Source organism: Pseudomonas sp. Marseille-Q1929 (genome assembly GCF_017316265.1).
Lineage (GTDB): Bacteria > Pseudomonadota > Gammaproteobacteria > Pseudomonadales > Pseudomonadaceae > Aquipseudomonas.
Genome location: NZ_JAFLWU010000014.1, coordinates 56,741 through 76,194, shown reverse-complemented (window position 1 = coordinate 76,194; position 19,454 = coordinate 56,741). Strand labels below are relative to the sequence as shown.

The window sequence follows — 19,454 nt, the reverse complement described above, 5'->3', positions numbered from 1 at the left end:
ACATAAGGTTTTCGACACCCAACCGGAGTACCGCCCCTTATGAACACAAGCCCGAATTCTCTGCCCGACTTACCCGAAACCGCAGATATTCTCGACATGCGCAGCAGTGGCGCCGCCCAGCGCGCGCTGGACTATTACTTGAAAGAAGAGGTGTCGATACCCGGCGCGGACGACAGCTTCTTCAGCATCAAACCCGGCATCAGCCACGAGGATGCATTGATCCACGCCTCGGACCTGTTGCGCAGCGCCGCAGCCACCGCCTATGAATCGGCGAGCAGCCACCAAGGCAACAACCGCGACCTGGCGTTTTCAGTGGTGTATTTGATTGATATGGCGAAGGCGATGGTGGAGCGATCGTTGCGTGCGCCGCAGGCCCAGGCAAACGTTTAACAGGCGCAAAGGAAAAATATTTCTATCCCGACGATAAAAACATTTGACTTGCAAATGATAATGATTATTATTGGACCTAACTGATCGCGAGATCAGTCGATAGACCAAGGGACCTTAGGTCGGACTCTTGGAATATCTCCTCATCAGGCTAATCACGGTTTTTGACCCGGCTCTTTGGCCGGGTCTTTTTTTTGCCAGTTTCCCTGGCATGGCTTCAGGCTAATGAAGACTGTGTGTTGCTTGATGGCGCGCATGGTAGCAAAAGACCATCGCCAAAAGAAAGCCGAACGAACGCTCTAGGTCGGATCTTTGCGAATTAGCGCTTGAGAATCAATCTCATAGATTCTAAGCTGCTGGCGCGTCAAGGACGACGCCCCCTCCTCTCTGCAACAATTTTGCATCAAGATTTTGCCTGGCTCCTGTGTAAGATATCCGCCACAACACTCATATTCAGGCAACCAGACTATGACCGTGGCCTTGACCTCCATCAGGATCAGTACCGACTTCGACAGTGGCAATATCCAGGTGCTTGACGCCAGCGATGCCTATCAGTTGCTGCTCGCCATCAAACCCGACACCCGCAGCGCACATTTCCAGTGGTTTCACTTCAAGGCCGAAGGCATGCATGTGGGCCACACCCACACCTTCCGCCTGAGCAACGCGAGCCAGTCGTCCTATAAACACGCCTGGAGCGGTTACAACGCCGTCGCCTCCTATGACCATATCAACTGGTTCCGCGTGCCCACGCGCTTTGACGGCGAGCTCCTGCACATCAGCCTCGAAACCCGCGAAAAACATGCGTGGATTGCCTATTTCGAGCCCTACAGCCGCGAACGCCACGACTGGCTGATCGGCCAAGCCTTGAGCCGCGCCGGCACCCAGTTGCTGGCCACCGGTAAAAGCGTCGAGGGCCGTGACATTCAGTTACTGCGCCGTGGCAAAGGCGGCGAAGGCCGACGCAATATCTGGATCATTGCCCAGCAGCATCCCGGTGAGCACATGGCCGAATGGTTTATGGAAGGCATCATCGAGCGCCTGCAACAGGACGGTGACAGCGAACTGAAAAAACTGCTGAAAGTCGCCGACCTTTACCTGGTACCCAACATGAACCCGGATGGCGCGTTCCATGGCCACTTGCGCACCAACGCCATGGGCCAGGACCTCAACCGTGCCTGGCAGAGCGCCAGCCAGGAGATCAGCCCGGAAGTGCTGTTCGTCCAGCAACAGATGGAGAAATACGGCGTCGACCTGTTCCTCGACATCCATGGCGACGAAGAAATCCCCTACGTCTTCACCGCCGGCTGCGAAGGCAACCCAGGCTACACGCCACGTATCGAAGCACTGGAAAAACACTTCCGCAGCCACCTGAGCGCCCTCACCCGCGACTTCCAGACCACCCACGGATACACCCGCGACTTGCCGGGTGAGGCCAACATGACCCTGGCCTGCAATGCCGTTGGTGAACAGTACGACTGCCTGTCGCTGACCCTGGAAATGCCCTTCAAGGACAACGACGACGCGCCCAACCCCCACACCGGCTGGTCGGGCAAACGCTCGATGCAATTGGGCAAGGACGTGCTGAGCACCGTCGCCGATATCGTCGGCGTGTTGCGCTGATTTTGGATGGGTTGAGCGAGCACGCCCGCTCAACCCAGATCAGTCCTTGGTCCCCGTCATGCTTTGCAATACGCCATCACGGCGAATCAACCCATGGAACAACGCCGCCGCCAGGTGCAACAGCACCGTCAGGAACAACAGATAGGCGAGAAACCCGTGGGCCTTGCGCAACACCGCGAACAACGGCGCATTCGCCGCCACCAGCGCGGGCAACTGCACCGAGCTGCTGAGCATCACCGGATCGCCCGCCGCTGAAATCATCGCCCAGCCCAGCAGCGGCAACACCAGCATCAACCCGTACAACACCAAGTGCGACGCCTTGGCTGCCAGCACTTGCCACAGCGGCAAGTCGGCGGGCAACGGCGGCTGGCGCGTGGAAAAACGCACCACCAGCCGCACAATCACCAACGCCAGGATCGCAATCCCCAAAGGCTTGTGCAGATGGATCAACCACGCATGGCGCTCCGACACCGATGCCGCCAACCCGGCCCCGATAAACAGCATGGCGATGATCATCAGCGCCATCAGCCAGTGCAGCAGACGCGCCAAGGGTGCAAAAAAACGCGGTTGGGCATTCATGGCTTCGACTCCTGAGGGGCGCTGTGCAGCGCACTGACTTCACCGGCACGACGCAGGTAGGAACTGGCATATGCCGCTGAACGTGCGGCCAGCAGCGGGTCATTGGAGGCTTCGATGCCGCTGGGCAGAATCAGCGGATCAAAGTTGATGTCGCGGCAATCGCCCTCCGCCTGCGGCTGGCTGCTCTGCAACACCAACGTCCCTGCGTTCAGCACCTTATGCTCGCCCGGCCAGGTCTTGCTCGCGTCGTCCAGTGGGTCACCGGGGTTGGCCAGGGTCATGTTCAACTGCCAACGCAGCGGCCCTGCAGCCAGGCGTTGCACCAGGTCCTTTTCGAGAAAATCGGCACCGGCCGGCGCAGTGTCACCTGCTGCATCCTGACGCTGCGGCACCACCTCCCAGCGCACCGCCTGGCGCTTGCCATCGGCACCCACCAGATAAAACGCATTAATTCCGTTGTAGGTTTCTGTCGCGTAACTGGCCGACGGCTTGGCGGTCTTGACCCACGCCAGGAACGCCGCCGTCTCCGGGTGCGCGGCAAAAAACGCAGGCATGCTTGAAGGATTCGGCTTGCCAGTAGCCGGGTCCGGCGCCCCTGCCTTGAGCATCGCGTAAAACGCCTCAGGCGTACCCACAGGGAACACTGGCATGCTGTTCATCCCCGTGCGCCATTGCTGGCCGTTGGCCTGGCTGAACTGCACGGCAAAACTGCGGATCGGCACGCTGCTGTCCGGCGCATAGGGGTTACCGCTGGGCAACGCAAAACGGCCGACCACCGGGGTTTTAGCCGCGCTGAACACCTGGGCGCTGGAGTACGCGCGGGCTTGTGCACTGCTCTCGAAATACCCGGCGACACACACGCCCTTGGCATGATTGCGCCGGAAACCCGGGTGTACACCGTTATTGGTTTCCAAGGCATTGACCAAGGTTTTTGGCCGCAAGCGCTGTGGGTCGAGCGTGCCGTTGACGTAGGCAAATGCCCCGGCTACCAGCGTAACCACGGCACCAATACCGGCCAGGCGTGCGATCAGGCTCGCGGTACTCAGCGCAGGACGGGGCGGTGAAGAGTGATCTACCATGAAGGAGCTCCAGGGCCAGAGGCCTTAGGGGGTGGAACATAAGGTCGGAGCATTAAGACGAACGCCGACCCGCTCTATTCCCCCGCCTATGATTTATTTCCCCGGAGCTGGAATAACCGCCAACGCCGGACGTCTCTCTAGTCCCAGCGTAGTGACCAACCCGACTCCCATGCATGAACTCGACGAAGCGTTACGTGAACTCATCCCCAGGCTACGGCGCTTTGCCGTGTCCCTGACCCGTAACGCCAGCAGCGCCGACGACCTGGTGCAGTCCACCCTGGAACGGGCCATCACCCGCTGGGCCGACAAGCGCAGCGAAGGCGATTTGCGTGCCTGGCTGTTTTCGATCCTCTACCGCCAGTTCCTCGACGCCCACCGCCGCAGCCGTCGCTACGCGCGCATGCTTGAGTTTTTCAGCGGCCGCGACGACGCGCAGCCGTCGGTGGAACGCACGGTCATCGCACAATCCACCCTGCAAGCCTTCGACCGCCTCAACCCCGAACAGCGCGCCCTGCTGCTGTGGGTGTCGGTCGAAGGCTTGAGCTACAAGGAAGTCGCCGACATCCTTGAGGTGCCCATCGGCACCGTGATGTCGCGCCTGTCCCGCGCGCGCCAAGCCTTGCGTCAACTCAGTGATGGCGAAATTGCCAGCCCTTCCCTGCGGATACTCAAATGATCAGCCTGCCCCCCAGCGAACGCGATTTGCATGCCTACGTCGATCACCAGCTTCTGGACAGCGATCGCCGTGTGCTCGACACCTATCTGGCCGCCCACCCCGACGTTGCCGCCCAGGTCCATGCCTGGCAGCAGGATGCGCAGTTGCTGCGCGCCGCACTCGGCGGCGCCCTGCAACAGCCGGCCAACCCAGAGTTGGACCCGGCGCAGATTCGCCAACGCCTCAAGCACCAATCCCGCCGGCATTTCGCTACAGCGGCAGTGCTGTTGATCGCCGTCAGCCTCGGCGGCATTGGCGGTTGGCAGGCGCGCGAAGCGACGCAACCGGCCCTGGTGCCGATGGCCGATGCCATGCAGGCCTACCGCCTGTTTGCCCAGGACGGTGTGCTGCCCGCCGACTATCACGTCCAAGACGGCGGCAGCATGCAAGCCTGGCTGGATCGCTATTTCAGCCAGGCCAGCCGCCTGCCGGACTTGAGTGCAGCGGGCTACGCGCCGGTCAGCGGGCGCTTGCTGAGCACCGACCAGGGCGCGGCGGCGATGGTGTTGTATGAGGATCAACAAGGGCGGCGGGTCAGTTTCTACATTCGCCCACCGGGCCCGGACAACGGTTTCCTGCCCCGTGGCAGCCGCAGTGCCGATGGCTTGCAGGCCGATTACTGGTCCGGCGGCGGCTACAACTATGCGATGGTCAGCCCCGTGAATCAGCCGGCGCCCGCGCTGCAAAAGCTCTAGAAGCCGACATCCAGCACCACGTTATCCAGGTAGGTGCCCCCGGGCGGCGTGGCCTGGTCGGTGTAGATTTTGGCGTTGTAGTTAAAGCCCTGGCTGCCGGTACCCAGGCCGTTGCCGGGGTTGATGTCCGCCGTGGCACTGGCCCGCCGCGCCGCGCCGACGCTGCCCCAACGGGTGGTGCCAGCGCTGACAAAGATGTCGTAGGCCAAATAGTTGCTGCCGGAAATCATCCGGCGGCGCCCGCCGACGCTGACCGGCTGCTGCCCATCGCTGAGGCCGACGGTGTAGGCGCTGCCCTTGGTGCAATTGACGCTGGCCTGGCCGTTGACGGTGGCAAACCCACTGACCACCGGGGCACTGCCGAAGGCGATAGCCGGCGTGGTGATCAGGCAGTCGTTGGTCACCAGCATGCTGACCGTCAGCGCCTGCGTGCCAGTGCCACTGTCGCGGCCCAGGCAAATGCCGAGCAGGTTGATGCTTGAACAGTAGTTCCAGGTCCACAGAATGCTCAGGGTTTCGCTGTACAGGCCGGCCGCCACGTTGCTGCCGGCGACACTGCGCAGATACAGCGGCAAGGTCTTGGTGCCTGGGCCGAACACCAACCCGTAGCTCTGGGCGATACCGCTACTGCCGCCAAAGTCGAACGTGGTGCCTCGCGTAATGGGATACGTCGTGGAGTTGTTGCCATAGATCGTATAGGGGATCACATCACCGGTCGGCCCCAGCAGGCCGCCCTGAGTCGACCCCGTGATCTTTGCGGTGAATTGGTCGCCACTGCCGAGTATCGACAGCAACAGCGGGGTGCAACTCAGGCCGGCGTTGGTGGTGGAACTGAGCTGCGCCGTGGCAAGCACCGACATCGAACTCACCGGGCCAAAGCTGGCCGGCGAAGTGGCAACCGCGCTGCACGCGGCGTGCACCTGCGTCGACACACCCAGGCTCACCGCCACCCACAGACTCCACAACCATTCCTTGCCCCGCACACGCATGCTCCTTAATTCATTGACACACCAGCGGCCCGATCAGAGGCACCTGCGCCTGCGTGATGTCCAGGTCGAAGGTGGCCTGGCAGCTTTGCCCGCCACTGAGGGTGACTTGCAGCGTGTTATGCGCCGCGAGGTTCTCCAGGTAGACCAAACCGTCCCAGCCGACCACCGCCAACCCCGCGCTTTGTTCATGCCGCACCTGGCTGCCGAGGGGCAAGTCCTGATGCTGGCCATCCACCAGGGTGATGCTGGCCGCCACCACCCGGCGCACCGGAAACTCCAACAGGTAACCACTGCCCCGGCGCACCGCCACCCGTTGTTCAACGTTGGCCACTTGCACGTTGGTGGGGAAGTTCAACGGGTCGATCTCATATTTTGCGCGGTAGTAGGCGCTGCTCCACGGCACCAACAAATGCCCATTGCGATCGGTCTCGCCGACCACCTGGTTCTCGTAGCGCACGGGCACCCCGGCAAACCCGCCAGTGCTTACCACCACAAAGGCATCGTTGACCTGGTTGGCGACAAAGAACTCCTTGTCCATCCACACCAGCGACCCGGCCGCGTCGGCCCAGCGCGTTTGTGCGTCACGCGTGCCATACACGCCGGCCTGCAACTGCACGGACTGCAAGCGCCAGGTCAGGTCGGCCTGGCGATAGGTCGGCGCATCGCCGCTGGCATAGCCCAGGTTGAAACCCACCCCGCCACCGGCCGGCACGGCGCGGCTGTAATTCACCCGTTGTTGCACCTGCCCGCTGTTGCTGCGCTCGCTGCCCAGGCTGAGGCTGCCGTAGACGTCGAACGGGATGATCAGTTGCCCTTGCACGGCCCAGTTGCTGTCACCGATCTCGCGGTTGGCCGACAGGTAGAAGCTGGTGTTGCGCCACAGCGATTTGCTCCACGTCAGGTTCAGCAGGCGGGTGCGCGAATCGTCCGCCGCCTGCACATCGAAATAGCCCACGCCGAGGCTGCCAAAGTCATTCATGTTCAGGCTCAGCGTCACCTGCTCGCTGCGCTTGCTGAGGCTGGCGTACGGGGTGTCGATCAGGGTCAGGTCGGCGTATTGGTCACGGCGCTCGACCCGCTGGTAGGACAGGCTGTAATGCTGGCTGCTGTATTGATAGCCCAGGCTCAGTTGCTGGCCCGAACCGCCGTCGAACTGGCTTTGGCTGATGGCGGTGTTGAGCACGCCGAAGTTGCCCAGGCGCAGGTTGCCACCCACGCCGCCGAGGGTCAGGTCATTGGACGCTTCGGCATGGCTTTCCACGGTCAACGCATCCGACAACCCGTAGCGGAAGGTGCCGCTGGCCACGCCGGGGCCGTAGCCGAAGTCGCGCACGGTGTAGTCGCGGCGCAGATTACCGGCCGACAGGGAAAAATCCGCCAGGCCTTTTTGTAGCAACGAGCTGGTGACATAGAACGGCACCGTGGTGGACACCTGCCGTCCGAGGGCATCGGTGGTGACCACCACGGCTTCGCCGGCACCGTTGATAAACGGCACGTTGGTCAAGGTGTAAGGCCCAGGCTGCAGGTCGGCGCTGCTGGATTTGTAGCCGTTGATAAACAGGTCGACCGACGACGGCACCGCCGCTTCCCCGGCGAACTGCGGCAACGGGTAGGTCACCAGGTCCGGGCGCACGCCGAAGTCGCGGGACAGCTGCACCCCGCCCAGGCGCACCGAGTTGCTCCAGGGCAAGGCACCGCTGATCACGTCGCCCGCCTCGTAGGTCAGCAGGCGCTCATCGTCGGAGAAACGCCAGGTGGTGTCATAGCGCCGGTAGCCATTATTGAACGTGCTGTCCTGGGGCTCGCGGCCGATGGTCGTGCGGTATTGGCCGGTGTTGGACAGCGTGCCCCAGGTATCGAACAGGCGCACTTCGTTGAAGATGCCCAGGTAGGTGCTGCTGTCATCGGTGTCGTTGAGGTAGGCATCGTAATTGAGCAAGGCGCCAAAGCTCGTCATCGCCTGGGTGCGCGGGTAGTTGTTGCGATTGCCGATAAACTGCGCCGGCAACCAGCTCGCCGGCACGTTGAGCAGCAGGCGCTGGGCCTGGCTGTCGTAGTCGCTGTGCAGGCCTGGCACCTTATCCAGGTCGACCTCCACCGGCACTTCGCCCGGCAGCTTCATGCCGATCTCCTGCAACACGCTCGCCGGCAGAAACAGCCCACCCGCACGCTGGCTGACGGCAACCACACGGCCGGTATCCTGCTGGTTGACCACCAGTTCCAGGAACAACTGTGCATCGGCGACAGCCTCCATACTGCTGGGCGGCGGCGGCAACGGCGCAGCCAGGCCCAGCGGTGCAAACACCAGGCCCGACACGCCGCCCACTACCCATACCGACCGCCATAGACAACGAGCCCAAACCTGGCTCACCAAGGCTTTGTGTCCATCAATGGACATCTCCATCCGTTAAAACCCGGGGCTATTCCCTGCCCTGTCGCGCCTGCTCTACCGACCCGGCGCCAGGCTCTCCACTTGGGTGCCGCCGTTGACCCGCAGCTGTAATGGCTGGTCGGCCGGCAAGCCGTCCGGCACTTGCCAGCGCATGGTCGCCCCCGGCAACACGTAGCCCATCAGGCCCTCAACCAGCGGGCGTGACTGGCCACCCTGCTTGAAGCTGGCATCCGTCAGGCGCGCATGCACGGCGCCCTGGTTATGCATCTCCACATAGTTGCGGCCAGCGACGCTGATCTTCCTCCAACTCAGATCCGGTTTGCCGGCCGTTTTAGGGTCACGGTCGCGGGCGCCATCAACCTTGCTCCAAAGGCCTGGGCCGTAAGCGAACAACGGCACCGAATAGCGCATCTGAAAGCGCACCGCCGCTGCAGTCTTGCCGTCCGCCGCAGTCACTACGGGCTCCGCAGAGGGGATCTCATCGATGATGATGCGATACGCCAGCTCCTGGCCTGGCGGCACTTCCTTGGTGCGGGTCAAGCGCACCAACTGCTTTTGCCCCGGCGCGATCTTCGCCACCGGCGGGCTGCCGATCACATCGCGCTGGTTCTGGTATTGCTCGTCAAACCCGCTCTGCGTCCAGGCAAATACGCGGATCTGCAGGTTGGCCGTCTCTGTACCGCGATTTTCCAACCACAACGCACTGGCCTGTTGATCGGCCTCCAGCACCGGGTCAATCGGCCAGATCAGCACCGAACTGGCCGCCTGCACCTGCCCCGCCACCCCCAACACACCGAACAAACCCGCTACCCACCATTGCCGGGAAGCTGCATACATAGATCCCACTCCTTATGCCATTCGCCTTACCACGTCAGCTGCACCTGCAGCGTGTCGCTGTACGTCCCCCCAGGCGTATTGCCCGGTAGCTGCACCCGGCCGTAAATCGGCAAGGTGATGTTGTTCGCGTTGGCATAGGCCACGCTGACGCTCTGGCTGATGCCCAGGCTCTGGCTCAGCGCCGCATCACGAAACAGCTGATACGCCACCTTCGCCGTGCCGCTGTTGAGCTGCATCCGCCGCCCGCCGCTGTTATACAAACCGCCATCGACCGTCATGCTCAACGCCACCCCTGGCGTGCACTGCAAGACGACCGAGTTGGCCAGCGCCACCGACGCGGTGCTGGTCGCCAGCGCCGAATAACTGCCGAACGCCAGGCTGCCGTAATTACTGCCACCGCTGACCACCAGGCACCCCGGAGTGATCGTCGCACTGACCTGGAACGACTGGCTGGTCACGGCCAACAGCGACACCGGCATCCCCCAACCGATGCACAGCGCGACCCATCCCGCCCATTTCATGGCAGTTAAAACGTCAGGGTCACATTGATCGTATCGGTATACGTGCCCGCCGGCAGCCCCGCCTTGCCGGTGGCTTTACCGTAGATATTCACGGCCTGGGCCACACCCGTACTGGCGGCGAGAGGGATGACCCCGCCGATGGCCACCAGGTTCGAGTGGCCGCTGTCGGTATAAAGATCGTAAGGCACGTAGTTGGCAACGCCGTCGAACAATGCGCGGGTGCCGCCGGTGGACTTGCCGTCATTGGCGCCACCAGCTACGGTCAGTGTCGGCGAGGTGCCGGCCGAGCACAGGATCGACAACGCGCCACCGCCGCCGCCCAGGACCTGGCCCGAAGACTCGGTAAACAAGCTGTTAGAGGCGCCGAAGGTCAATGCGCCGAAGCTCATCCCCCCGGTGGCCGCCGCGCCGTTGACCTGGCAGCTGCTGGTCAGCACCAGGGTCGCGCCAATCGTCCCGGCCACCGTGGCCGCCTGTGACCCCGACACCCACGCCAGTGCCAGTAATGGAAAAACAACCTTGGATACACGTGCATGCATGATCTTCATCCTCATGGTTTACCAATCCAGAGTCACCGTCAGGGTGTCTGTATAAATGCCGGCCGGTAGGGCCCTGGTATTCGCCACCACCGAGCCGAATACCGGAATCGGTACTTGGGTGCCCCGGGTCACGACGAAATTGCGTTGCTGGCCGATGCTGTAGGCGCTGCGCCCCAATGCATCAGCCGACAAACGATAGGGAATGGTCTGGCGCCCATTGCTCAGGCGCCGGGTAGTGCCATCACCGTTGACGCCGCCGTCGATGGTCACCGTGAAGCTGCTCACCAGCGACGGATTGCAGGACACGGCCAGCGGCGCCTTCTCGCCATCGGTTACACCGCTGGTCAAGCGGTTGTCCCAGGTCGGCCCATGGCTGCCGAAATCCAGCACGGCCGAGCCACTGTCCGGGGTCACCGGGGTGGTGTCGGCGCCTTTGCTCACTTCGCAACTGGCGGTAATCACCAGACGCGCGTGGATCTGCCCGGTGACCGCCGCCTGCGCGTCATCCGCCAGCAGCAACAAGCCACCCATTGCCACAAGGGCCAAGCCGCGACTCACCATGTGACCGTGACCTTGAGCAGGTCGGAATAACGCCCAACGACGGGAATATCCTTGAGCGGTTCAATACGACCGTAGAGGGGCAAATCGACGCTGCCGGAATCCGGCACCCGACCGCTGAGCGGCACGTCCACCGACAATGGGACGCGCCGTGCGGCGTCGGCATAAATGCGATAGGGAATGGGTTTGCTCGAAGGGGCAACGGCGCTCAGGTAACGCACTTCGCCGGTGCCACCATGCAGGCCGCCGTCAACGCGCATCTGATAGGGCGTGTCGGGGTTGCACTCCAGGCGCGGCTGGCGTTGGCTGATCAAGGCCGCACTCAAGGGCCCGGCCGGGTCGTCCAGACGCGGGCCGCTGCCAAAATCCAACACGCCCAGTTGCTCGATGCCCGCCTCGCGGGTGATACCCACCAACTGGCAACCCCGCTGCACGTCGATGCGCACTTCGACCTGAAGCTGCGCAGCGTACGCCGTGGTGCAGAGCATCGCGCTTATGACTGCCAATACTGCTCGTCCCTTCACTGCCCCAAATCCTTGTACAGGGGTGACTGCTGTGTATGAGCCTAGTCAGTCAGGGGGAAACTGCCAGCTCACCGGGCAACGCAGACGTGTCATGCTTTTTCGAGATAACGCGAGGCCCCCTTCTGTATTGGTCAAAACGCGAAGACAACCCTAAAGTAGGCGACCACCGGTAGACAGAGTGATTCCCATTGGCCGCGCTTTCACTGATCCGTCGCTTGCTCGGTAAAAAAACCGTGCCCCACGACGCCTCGCCTATCACCACGTTCTTTGCGCAAAAAGCCGCACAACAGGGCTATACCCTCAGCGCCGGGCAAACCCGCGCCATCAGTGCCCTGGCCCGCGAATCCCGGCACCTGCTGGCACGCCAGCCGACCCGCAGCCTGTACCTGCACGGTCCGGTGGGGCGCGGCAAAAGCTGGCTGCTGGACGGTTTTTTCCAGGCGCTGCCGATGGCCGAAAAGCAGCGTGTGCACTTCCACGATTTCTTTGCGCGGTTGCACCGGGGCATGTTCAAGCACCGTGCACAGGACGATGCCCTGGCGGTGACCCTGGATGAGCTGCTGGCCGGTTGCCAGGTGCTGTGTTTCGACGAGTTCCACGTGCATGACATCGGCGATGCCATGCTGATCAGCCGGCTGTTCAAGGCGCTGTTTCAGCGCGGTGTGTGGGTGCTGGTCACCTCCAACTACCCGCCCGCTGGCCTGCTGCCCAACCCGCTGTACCACCAACGGTTCAAGCCGGTGATCGACCTGATCGCCGCGCGCATGGACGTGTTGGAAGTCAGCTCGCCCGAGGACTTCCGCAGCCTGCCCCAAGCCCACAGCACGCAACGTTTCACCGCCGGGCACTACCTGTGGCCAGGCACCGCGAGCCAACGGGAAGCGCTCGGCCTGCCTGCCGCGGATTGCCCGGCGCTGCCCCTGATCGTCGGCAACCGCCAGTTACAATGCCGCAGGCTTCAGGGGCGCACCATCGCCTTCACCTTCAACGACCTGTGCGAGCAGCTCACGGCGGTGATGGACTACCTGCTGCTGTGCCACGACTTCGACCACTGGATCATCGACGGCCTGCCCGCGCTGGCGGATTGCCCGATTGCCGTACAACAGCGCTTTATCAACCTGGTGGACGTGCTCTACGACAGGGACAAGCACCTGATCCTGATCGGCGAACAGCCCCTTGAACAAGCCTTGCACGGCCAGGCCATCGACCTTGCGCGCACCGCAAGTCGCCTCGGACAATTGCAAAAGAGCCGCGCGCAACCGCTATCATGAGCACCATTTACGCCCCGTTGCCCAGAGATCGCGCCATTCATGCATACCCTCGCCCAACTCAAGGCCGGCCAATTGGCCGGTATCACGCGTCTGGACCTGTCCTGCGGGCTGACCGAGTTCCCCCGGGAAATCTTCGAGCTGGCCGACTCCCTGGAAATCCTCAACCTCAGCGGCAACGCCCTGAGTCGACTGCCCGACGACCTGCACCGCCTGCCGCACCTGCGCGTGCTGTTCTGCTCCGATAACGCCTTCACCGAACTGCCCGAATGCCTGGGCCAGTGCGCCACGCTGAGCATGGTCGGCTTCAAGGCCAACCAGATCACCCGCGTGCCCGCCGCCGCGCTACCGCCACGGTTGCGCTGGCTGATCCTCACCGACAACCAGATCAGCCAGTTGCCCGTTGAACTGGGCGAGCGGCCCTTGCTGCAAAAGCTGATGCTGGCCGGCAATCACCTGACGCAATTGCCGGAAAGCCTGGCCAACTGCCATAACCTTGAACTGCTGCGCATCGCCTCCAACCGTTTCACCCGCCTGCCCGAGTGGCTGCTGGCGCTGCCAAGCCTGACCTGGCTGGCGTATGCGGGGAACCCGGTGGAAATGGCGGTGCAGCTGTCTGACGATGACAGCACGCCAGACATTCCCTGGTCCGAGCTGGAATTGGCCGAAGTACTTGGAGAAGGCGCCTCGGGGGTGATCCACAAGGCCCTGTGGAAGCCCTCGGGGCAATCCGTCGCGGTAAAACTCTACAAAGGCACCATCACCAGCGACGGCTCGCCGCTGCACGAAATGCAGGCGTGCATCGCCGCCGGGCTACACCCCAACCTGATCAAGGTGGAAGGCCGTGTCGTCGGCCACCCCGATGATCAGGCCGCGCTGGTGATGGACCTGATCGCCCCCAGCTACCGCAACCTCGCCGCCCTGCCGAGCCTGGCGTCGTGTACCCGCGACGTCTACGCGCCGGGCACGCTGTTCAGCCTGGACGTGGCCTTGCGCATGGCGCGGTGCATTGCGTCAGTGGCCGCGCACCTGCACCGCCATGGCATCACTCATGGCGACCTGTACGGCCACAACATTCTGTGGAATGAGGCCGGCGATTGCCTGCTCGGGGATTTTGGCGCGGCGTCGTTCCATGCCACGGCGGACACCTTGGAAACCAGGGCATTGCAGCGTATTGAAGTGCGCGCGTTTGGGGTGTTGCTGGGGGAATTGCTGGAGCGGGTTGAGGCGGGGGTGAGTGAAGAGCTGGTGGCACTGCGCGAGCGTTGCTGTCAGTCGGATGTGCTGGCGCGTCCTGGCTTCGAAGAAATCGAAGCCCTGCTCAAATCTGCCTGACAAAACCCAATACAACTGTGGGAGCTGGCTTGCCTGCGATAGCGGTGGGTCAGTTTGCATATCAGCAGCTGATAGACCGCTATCGCAGGCAAGCCAGCTCCCACATGTTGGACTGTGTTGATTCAGTTAGAAATCAGCCAGCCAGGCCGACGAACATATCCTGCACGTCGTCGTGGTTGTCCAGGCCTTCCAGGAACGCCTCGACTTCAGCCATCTGCTCATCGGTCAAACCGCTCACCGGGTTCTTCGCGATGTAGCCCAGCTTGGCCGACAGCACGGTGAAACCCTGCTCCGGCAGCGCTTTCTGCACGGCATCCAGGTCGGTGGTCTCGGTGATGAACAAGGTGGTGCCTGCTTCTTCGCCGTCTTCGAAATCCTGGGCGCCGGCTTCGATGGCGGCCATCTCGGGATCAGCGTCCGGGGTATCTGGCGAGGCTTCGATCAGGCCGACGTGGTTGAAGTCCCAGGCCACGGAGCCGGAAGCGCCCAGTTGGCCCTTGCGGAACGCCACGCGGATTTCCGCCACGGTGCGGTTGATGTTGTCGGTGACGCACTCGACGATCAACGGCACCTGGTGCGGCGCGAAACCTTCGTAGGTCACGCGGTGGTACTGCACGGTTTCACCCAGCAGGCCTGCGCCTTTCTTGATGGCGCGGTCCAGGGTTTCCTTGGGCATCGAGGCCTTTTTGGCCTGTTCCACCACCAGTCGCAGGTGGGCGTTGGTGGCGGTGTCGGCACCGTTGCGGGCGGCGATGGTGATTTCTTTCACCAGCTTGCCGAAGATCTTGCCCTTGGCATTGGATGCCGCTTCTTTATGTTTGACTTTCCACTGTGCGCCCATGACTCACTCTCTAATATCCATGGCGCCGAGACGTCTACTGGCCGGCGCTTTGGGGGCAGAGTTTATAGGGCAAAAACGCAACGTTCCACCAAAAAACCGTCAGGGCGCCAACTCGAAAAACGCCTGGATCAGGCGCAACGAGCGACGCCGTTCCAGGCAGCCGAGCATATGCCGGTTGACCAACCCGGCGCCTTGCAAGGCAATCGCCTTGACGCGCGGGTCCGGGCTGACCTCCATGGATGACACCACGCCCACCCCCAATTCAGCGGCGACGGCTTCGGTCACCGCCTCGCGGCTGTCCAGTTCCAGCAACACCTTGGGCGCCACCGCCGCCGCCTGGCAGGCATCATCAAAGGTGCGCCGAGTGATGGAGCTGGGCTCGCGCAGCACCATGATCTGCTCATGCAATTGCTCCAGGCGAATGCCCGCCGCCTGCGTGGCCCAGGCATGGTTGACGGGTACCAGCGCGCAGATGCGTGACTCGCCCAGCGCCTGCAGATGCAGGCCATTGCGCGGCTCCACCCCGGTAAGAACCGCCACATCCGCATGCTCCGACAGCAACGCCGCCAGGGTTTCCTGGGCATTGCCCAGGCGCAGGTTGACGGTGATGCCGGGGTAACGCGCGCGCAGGCTGGCGATCATCGGCATCACCAGGTGCGGGCCGTCGGCCGCCACTTCCAGGCGCCCGGTGAGTAATTGGCGATTGGCTTCCAGCATTGTCTGCGCCTCGTCCACCAAGCCGAAGATGGCCCGGGTGATGGCCGCCAGCCGTGCGCCTTCCTCGGTCACCTCCACTCGTCGCGCGGTACGCCGTAGCAAGGGGATCTGGTAGTGCTCCTCCAGCGCCTTGATATGCCCGGTCACCGCCGGCTGGCTGATAAACAGCCGCGCCGCCGCCCGGGTGAAACTGCCCTCACGGGCCACGGCATCGAATGCACGCAGTTGGAATAGGTTCATAGCTATCGGCCTCACTGATAGCTCGCATAACAACAAACAATTTGATTGATGACAAGCCAAACTGCAATTTAGGCGCCGTAGCTTGAACCGAACGCTTGACGAGGACCTGCAATGACCGCGCCTATCCTGCTCACCCCAGGCCCCCTGACCACGTCCGCCCGCACCCGCCAGGCAATGATGATGGATTGGGGCTCGTGGGATGAACGCTTCAACCAACTGACCGCCAGCGTCTGCGAGCAACTGCTGGCGATCATCGACGGCGCCGCCAGCCACCACTGCGTGCCCTTGCAAGGCAGCGGCACCTTCGCCGTCGAAGCCGCCATCGGCACCCTGGTGCCACGCCATGGCAAGGTGCTGGTGCTGATCAACGGCGCCTACGGCCAGCGCCTGGCGAAAATTTGCGAAGTGCTCGGCCGCGACTTCAGCACCTTTGAAACCGCCGAAGACCACCCCACCACCGCCGCCGATGTGGACCGCCTGCTGCACGCCGACCCGGCGATCAGCCACGTCGCGTTGATCCACTGCGAAACCAGCACCGGCATCCTCAACCCCCTGGCCGAGATCGCTCAGGTGGTGAAACACCACGGCAAGCGCCTGATCATCGATGCCATGAGCTCCTTCGGCGCCCTGCCCATCGATGCCCGCGCAGTGCCTTTCGACGCGCTGGTCGCCGCGTCCGGCAAATGCCTGGAAGGCGTGCCTGGCATGGGGTTTGTCTTCGCCGACAAACAGGCATTGGCCGCCGCCCAAGGCAACTGCCACTCCCTGGCGATGGACCTGTTCGAGCAGCACGCCTACCTGGCCAAGACCGGCCAATGGCGCTTCACCCCGCCGACCCATGTGGTCGCCGCCCTGCACGAAGCGCTGCTGCAATATGCAGAAGAAGGCGGCCTGCCCGCACGCCAGCAACGCTATGCACGCAACTGCCAGACGCTGCTGGAGGGCATGGCCGAACTGGGCCTGCGCAGTTTCCTGCCGGCCGCGATCCAGGCCCCGATCATCGTCACCTTCCACGCGCCGCAAGACCCGCGCTACCAGTTCAAGGACTTCTACGAGCGGGTCAAGGCCAAGGGTTTCATCCTCTACCCGGGCAAGTTGACCCAGGTGGACACCTTCCGCGTCGGCTGCATCGGCCACGTTGACGCCGCCGAGATGCACGCCGCCGTCGCCGCCATCGGCGAGGCGCTGCACGCCATGGGCATTACTCTTTCTTCTATCGGATCGCCAGCATGAACTATCAAAACCCCAACACCCTGCAAGCCGTGATCCTCGACTGGGCCGGTACCGTGGTCGATTTCGGCTCGTTCGCGCCCACGCAGATTTTTGTCGAGGCGTTTGCCGAGTTCGACGTGCAAGTGTCCATCGACGAAGCCCGTGGCCCGATGGGCATGGGCAAGTGGGACCATATCCGCACCCTGTGCAACCAGCCGCAGGTCGCCGAACGCTATCGCCAGGTGTTTGGCCGTACGCCGACGGACGACGACGTGACCGCGCTCTACCTGCGCTTCATGCCGTTGCAGATCGAGAAAATCGCCGAACACTCGGCGCTGATCCCCGGCGCCCTCGACACCATCGCCGCCCTGCGTGGCCTGGGCCTGAAGATCGGCTCCTGCTCCGGCTACCCCAAGCAAGTGATGGACAAGGTCGTCGCCCTGGCCGCAACCAATGGCTACGTCGCCGACCACGTGGTCGCCACTGACGAAGTGCCCAACGGCCGCCCCTGGCCCGCCCAGGCCCTGGCCAACGTGATCGCCCTGGGCATTGACGATGTGGCGGCGTGCGTGAAGGTCGACGACACCGTGCCGGGCATCCTCGAAGGCCGCCGTGCCGGCATGTGGACCGTGGCGCTGACCTGCTCTGGTAACGCGCTGGGCCTGAGCTACGCACAATTCCGTGGCCTGGATGGCGCCACCCTGGCCAGCGAGCGCGCGCGCATCGAAAAAATGTTCAAAGGCTCGCGCCCGCACTACCTGATCGACACGATCAACGACCTGCCGGGGGTGATCGCGGATATCAACGCGCGGTTGGCGCGTGGGGAAATGCCACAAAGCGACTGACGGAGGTCAAGACAAGGGCATATGTGCCAGGCAGAGCGCTCAAAAGCGGCATACAGTTAAAGGACTCCATCACCAAAGAATGGAGGTTTGCCCTGATGAGTGAGGAAACCAGCAATGCCGTGGAAAAATTCCGATACGCGTTACAGCACCATGTCGATTGCGCTGCATTGGTTGATGGTGGTGCTGCTGGCGGTGGTCTACGCCTGCATTGAATTGCGCGGCCAGTTTCCCAAAGGCAGCGGCGCACGCACGTTGATTGTCGAGATGCACTTCATGCTCGGCCTCACGGTGTTTGTGCTGGTGTGGCTACGCCTGTTTGCCCGCAGCCTGGGCGTGGCGCCGAAGATCGTCCCGGCGCCGCCACAATGGCAAAGCCTGTTGGCAACGCTGATGCACTTCGCGTTGTATGCGTTGATGATCGGCATGCCGATTGCCGGCTGGCTGATCGTCAGTGCCGAGGGTCACTCGGTGATGTTCTATGGCATGGAATTGCCGCCGCTGATCGCCGAGAACAAGGCGCTGGCCAAGGAGATTGAAGGCTGGCACGTGTGGTTTGGCAAGGCCGGGTATTGGTTGATCGGGCTGCATGCGTTGGCGGGGATTGGCCACCACTACATCCTGCGCGACAACACCGCGTTGCGCATGATGCCAGGCAAGCGCGCTAACCCTTGAAGCCGCGGCGGCCTTGCAGGCCGCCGGTGTGGATGAAGATCAGGCGAGTGCCGGGGGCGAAACGCCCGGCCTCGATCTGTTGTTTCAAGGCCAACAGCGCTTTGCCGGTGTAGAGCGGTTCCAGCGGCAGGCCGCAGGTTTTTTCGGTGTGCTCGATAAACGCCAACAGCTCTGGATCGACTTTGGCGAAACCGCCCCGGCTGGCGTCCAACAGCTCATAACCGCCCTGCACGAGCGCCCCAACGTTCTGCGCCACACCGTGGTCGTCCGGCACCGCCATGGCGCCGTACACCGTGTGGGCGCCCGCCTCAGCCAGCACCAGCCCGGCCAAGGTGGTGCCGGTGCCCGCCGCCAACCACCAGCCGTCGTAATCGGCCCAGCCCAGCACGGGCAACTGCGCACGCGCCTGCGTGACCAGCACCGCGCAACCCTGCGCACCCGCGAGCCCGCCGCCGCCTTCGGGCACGGGGTGCAGATCGGGATATTGCTCAAGCCACGGCAACCAGAAACCCGGCTCATGGCGCGCGCGATAGCCGCCATAACCCAGCCAATGCAGCTGCATGCCGAGCGCTTTCAGGTCGAGAACGGTGGGGGTGTCTTGGGGATGTCCACGCAACAGGCCGATGGTGGCGAAACCAAAGCGTTTCCCCGCCGCCGCCAGCGCGTGTAGATGGTTGGACCAGGCGCCGCCGAGACTGATGATGCCCTTGGCGTCTTGTGCTTGCGCCAGGTGCCCGCTGAGCTTGAACCACTTGTTGCCGCTGATCAGCGGATCGATGCGGTCCAGGCGCAGCACAGCCAACTCGACGCCTTGCAGCCAGTCCAGGTGCAAGGGTTCGAGGGGGGCGTGGGGAAGCCAGTCGTACGGGCCCATCGGGTGCATCTCTGT

At 63.0% G+C, this 19,454-nt stretch carries 21 protein-coding genes; 9 read left to right on the top strand and 12 right to left on the bottom strand.

The features are described 5' to 3' along the window. The first annotated feature begins 39 nt into the window (after positions 1–39). Both J1G37_RS16585 and J1G37_RS16580 read left to right on the top strand, forming a co-directional pair. A complete protein-coding gene (locus J1G37_RS16585; RefSeq protein ID WP_207043439.1) occupies positions 40–390 on the top strand; it encodes a DUF3077 domain-containing protein in 351 nt (116 codons plus the stop codon). A gap of 465 nt (positions 391–855) precedes the next feature. Beyond that, on the top strand, positions 856–2,007 hold the full coding sequence (locus J1G37_RS16580) for a M14-type cytosolic carboxypeptidase (RefSeq protein WP_207043437.1): 1,152 nt from the start codon (positions 856–858) through the stop codon (positions 2,005–2,007). A 39-nt stretch (positions 2,008–2,046) separates the two neighbouring features. Here J1G37_RS16580 and J1G37_RS16575 read toward each other — a convergent pair whose 3' ends face one another. Together J1G37_RS16575 and J1G37_RS16570 are read right to left on the bottom strand one after the other, a co-directional pair. Then, entirely contained in the window at positions 2,047–2,586 is a 540-nt protein-coding gene (locus J1G37_RS16575) for a cytochrome b (protein ID WP_207043435.1), read from the bottom strand. Next, positions 2,583–3,665 carry a catalase family peroxidase gene (locus tag J1G37_RS16570; RefSeq protein ID WP_207043434.1) on the bottom strand — a complete coding sequence of 361 codons (1,083 nt, stop codon included), beginning with the start codon at positions 3,663–3,665 and terminating at the stop codon, positions 2,583–2,585. Before J1G37_RS16570 ends, J1G37_RS16575 begins: the two co-directional genes overlap by 4 nt. Before the next feature lie 169 nt (positions 3,666–3,834). On the opposite strand from J1G37_RS16570, the gene J1G37_RS16565 reads away from it, so the two are divergent. Both J1G37_RS16565 and J1G37_RS16560 read left to right on the top strand, forming a co-directional pair. Then, positions 3,835–4,341, top strand: a complete 507-nt coding sequence (locus J1G37_RS16565; RefSeq protein ID WP_124529016.1) for a sigma-70 family RNA polymerase sigma factor — start codon at positions 3,835–3,837, stop codon at positions 4,339–4,341. Beyond that, entirely contained in the window at positions 4,338–5,075 is a 738-nt protein-coding gene (locus J1G37_RS16560) for an anti-sigma factor (protein ID WP_207043433.1), read from the top strand. The genes J1G37_RS16565 and J1G37_RS16560 overlap by 4 nt, the downstream gene beginning before the upstream one ends. On the opposite strand, the gene J1G37_RS16555 is transcribed toward J1G37_RS16560, so the two are convergent. Genes J1G37_RS16555 through J1G37_RS16525 form a run of 7 tightly spaced genes read right to left on the bottom strand, consistent with a single transcriptional unit; the run spans position 5,072 to position 11,399 of the window. Continuing rightward, on the bottom strand, positions 5,072–6,064 hold the full coding sequence (locus tag J1G37_RS16555) for a spore coat U domain-containing protein (RefSeq protein ID WP_207043432.1): 993 nt from the start codon (positions 6,062–6,064) through the stop codon (positions 5,072–5,074). The two genes, J1G37_RS16560 and J1G37_RS16555, sit on opposite strands and share 4 nt — an antisense overlap. 10 nt (positions 6,065–6,074) lie before the next feature. After that, positions 6,075–8,468 (bottom strand): fimbria/pilus outer membrane usher protein, encoded by a 2,394-nt coding sequence (locus J1G37_RS16550; protein ID WP_207043431.1) that lies wholly within the window; start codon positions 8,466–8,468, stop codon positions 6,075–6,077. A 42-nt stretch (positions 8,469–8,510) separates the two neighbouring features. Further along, positions 8,511–9,293 (bottom strand): molecular chaperone, encoded by a 783-nt coding sequence (locus J1G37_RS16545; protein ID WP_207043430.1) that lies wholly within the window; start codon positions 9,291–9,293, stop codon positions 8,511–8,513. A 26-nt stretch (positions 9,294–9,319) separates the two neighbouring features. Next, complete coding sequence (locus tag J1G37_RS16540) at positions 9,320–9,772, bottom strand: spore coat U domain-containing protein (protein WP_207043564.1); 453 nt, start codon at positions 9,770–9,772, stop codon at positions 9,320–9,322. 47 nt (positions 9,773–9,819) lie between these two features. Beyond that, positions 9,820–10,353 (bottom strand): spore coat protein U domain-containing protein, encoded by a 534-nt coding sequence (locus J1G37_RS16535; protein WP_124528891.1) that lies wholly within the window; start codon positions 10,351–10,353, stop codon positions 9,820–9,822. 18 nt (positions 10,354–10,371) lie between these two features. Continuing rightward, positions 10,372–10,914 carry a spore coat protein U domain-containing protein gene (locus J1G37_RS16530; protein WP_207043428.1) on the bottom strand — a complete coding sequence of 181 codons (543 nt, stop codon included), beginning with the start codon at positions 10,912–10,914 and terminating at the stop codon, positions 10,372–10,374. Next, entirely contained in the window at positions 10,908–11,399 is a 492-nt protein-coding gene (locus J1G37_RS16525; protein ID WP_207043563.1) for a spore coat U domain-containing protein, read from the bottom strand. Before J1G37_RS16525 ends, J1G37_RS16530 begins: the two co-directional genes overlap by 7 nt. Positions 11,400–11,623: 224 nt before the next feature. Between J1G37_RS16525 and zapE the strand changes: the two genes are divergently transcribed. Further along, the gene (zapE, locus tag J1G37_RS16520) at positions 11,624–12,706 is read left to right on the top strand and encodes a cell division protein ZapE (protein ID WP_207043426.1); all 1,083 of its coding nucleotides are present in this window, start codon (positions 11,624–11,626) and stop codon (positions 12,704–12,706) included. 39 nt (positions 12,707–12,745) lie between these two features. Continuing rightward, the gene (locus J1G37_RS16515) at positions 12,746–14,038 is read left to right on the top strand and encodes a protein kinase (protein WP_207043420.1); all 1,293 of its coding nucleotides are present in this window, start codon (positions 12,746–12,748) and stop codon (positions 14,036–14,038) included. Between the two features lie 133 nt (positions 14,039–14,171). Here the strand turns inward: J1G37_RS16515 and J1G37_RS16510 are convergent, their stop codons facing one another. Together J1G37_RS16510 and J1G37_RS16505 are read right to left on the bottom strand one after the other, a co-directional pair. Further along, complete coding sequence (locus J1G37_RS16510) at positions 14,172–14,879, bottom strand: YebC/PmpR family DNA-binding transcriptional regulator (protein ID WP_017736911.1); 708 nt, start codon at positions 14,877–14,879, stop codon at positions 14,172–14,174. A gap of 99 nt (positions 14,880–14,978) precedes the next feature. Continuing rightward, entirely contained in the window at positions 14,979–15,836 is an 858-nt protein-coding gene (locus J1G37_RS16505) for a LysR substrate-binding domain-containing protein (protein WP_207043418.1), read from the bottom strand. A 111-nt stretch (positions 15,837–15,947) separates the two neighbouring features. Here J1G37_RS16505 and J1G37_RS16500 point away from each other — a divergent pair, with 111 nt between their 5' ends. The 3 genes from J1G37_RS16500 to J1G37_RS16490 all read left to right on the top strand — a co-directional run bounded on the left by J1G37_RS16500 (position 15,948) and on the right by J1G37_RS16490 (position 18,565). Continuing rightward, positions 15,948–17,069 carry a 2-aminoethylphosphonate--pyruvate transaminase gene (locus J1G37_RS16500; RefSeq protein WP_207043416.1) on the top strand — a complete coding sequence of 374 codons (1,122 nt, stop codon included), beginning with the start codon at positions 15,948–15,950 and terminating at the stop codon, positions 17,067–17,069. Continuing rightward, a complete protein-coding gene (gene phnX / locus J1G37_RS16495) occupies positions 17,066–17,893 on the top strand; it encodes a phosphonoacetaldehyde hydrolase (protein WP_207043414.1) in 828 nt (275 codons plus the stop codon). Before J1G37_RS16500 ends, phnX begins: the two co-directional genes overlap by 4 nt. 114 nt (positions 17,894–18,007) lie before the next feature. Beyond that, the gene (locus J1G37_RS16490; protein WP_207043411.1) at positions 18,008–18,565 is read left to right on the top strand and encodes a cytochrome b; all 558 of its coding nucleotides are present in this window, start codon (positions 18,008–18,010) and stop codon (positions 18,563–18,565) included. Here J1G37_RS16490 and J1G37_RS16485 read toward each other — a convergent pair. After that, positions 18,555–19,439: a pyridoxal-phosphate dependent enzyme gene (locus J1G37_RS16485; RefSeq protein ID WP_207043410.1), complete on the bottom strand. Its 885-nt coding sequence runs from the start codon at positions 19,437–19,439 to the stop codon at positions 18,555–18,557. The genes J1G37_RS16490 and J1G37_RS16485 overlap by 11 nt on opposite strands. Positions 19,440–19,454: the final 15 nt, after the last annotated feature.

Coding starts and splice junctions, on each gene's coding strand:
- J1G37_RS16500 (WP_207043416.1), top strand. CDS start 15,948: ATGACCGCGCCTATCCTGCTCACCCCAGGCCCCCTGACCACGTCCGCC.
- J1G37_RS16485 (WP_207043410.1), bottom strand. CDS start 19,439: ATGGGCCCGTACGACTGGCTTCCCCACGCCCCCCTCGAACCCTTGCAC.
- J1G37_RS16510 (WP_017736911.1), bottom strand. CDS start 14,879: ATGGGCGCACAGTGGAAAGTCAAACATAAAGAAGCGGCATCCAATGCC.
- phnX (WP_207043414.1), top strand. CDS start 17,066: ATGAACTATCAAAACCCCAACACCCTGCAAGCCGTGATCCTCGACTGG.
- J1G37_RS16555 (WP_207043432.1), bottom strand. CDS start 6,064: ATGCGTGTGCGGGGCAAGGAATGGTTGTGGAGTCTGTGGGTGGCGGTG.
- J1G37_RS16580 (WP_207043437.1), top strand. CDS start 856: ATGACCGTGGCCTTGACCTCCATCAGGATCAGTACCGACTTCGACAGT.
- J1G37_RS16490 (WP_207043411.1), top strand. CDS start 18,008: ATGCCGTGGAAAAATTCCGATACGCGTTACAGCACCATGTCGATTGCG.
- J1G37_RS16570 (WP_207043434.1), bottom strand. CDS start 3,665: ATGGTAGATCACTCTTCACCGCCCCGTCCTGCGCTGAGTACCGCGAGC.
- J1G37_RS16515 (WP_207043420.1), top strand. CDS start 12,746: ATGCATACCCTCGCCCAACTCAAGGCCGGCCAATTGGCCGGTATCACG.
- J1G37_RS16560 (WP_207043433.1), top strand. CDS start 4,338: ATGATCAGCCTGCCCCCCAGCGAACGCGATTTGCATGCCTACGTCGAT.
- J1G37_RS16575 (WP_207043435.1), bottom strand. CDS start 2,586: ATGAATGCCCAACCGCGTTTTTTTGCACCCTTGGCGCGTCTGCTGCAC.
- J1G37_RS16535 (WP_124528891.1), bottom strand. CDS start 10,353: ATGCATGCACGTGTATCCAAGGTTGTTTTTCCATTACTGGCACTGGCG.
- J1G37_RS16545 (WP_207043430.1), bottom strand. CDS start 9,293: ATGTATGCAGCTTCCCGGCAATGGTGGGTAGCGGGTTTGTTCGGTGTG.
- J1G37_RS16550 (WP_207043431.1), bottom strand. CDS start 8,468: ATGGAGATGTCCATTGATGGACACAAAGCCTTGGTGAGCCAGGTTTGG.
- J1G37_RS16530 (WP_207043428.1), bottom strand. CDS start 10,914: ATGGTGAGTCGCGGCTTGGCCCTTGTGGCAATGGGTGGCTTGTTGCTG.
- J1G37_RS16565 (WP_124529016.1), top strand. CDS start 3,835: ATGCATGAACTCGACGAAGCGTTACGTGAACTCATCCCCAGGCTACGG.
- J1G37_RS16505 (WP_207043418.1), bottom strand. CDS start 15,836: ATGAACCTATTCCAACTGCGTGCATTCGATGCCGTGGCCCGTGAGGGC.
- J1G37_RS16585 (WP_207043439.1), top strand. CDS start 40: ATGAACACAAGCCCGAATTCTCTGCCCGACTTACCCGAAACCGCAGAT.
- J1G37_RS16540 (WP_207043564.1), bottom strand. CDS start 9,772: ATGCCGGTGTCGCTGTTGGCCGTGACCAGCCAGTCGTTCCAGGTCAGT.
- J1G37_RS16525 (WP_207043563.1), bottom strand. CDS start 11,399: ATGCTCTGCACCACGGCGTACGCTGCGCAGCTTCAGGTCGAAGTGCGC.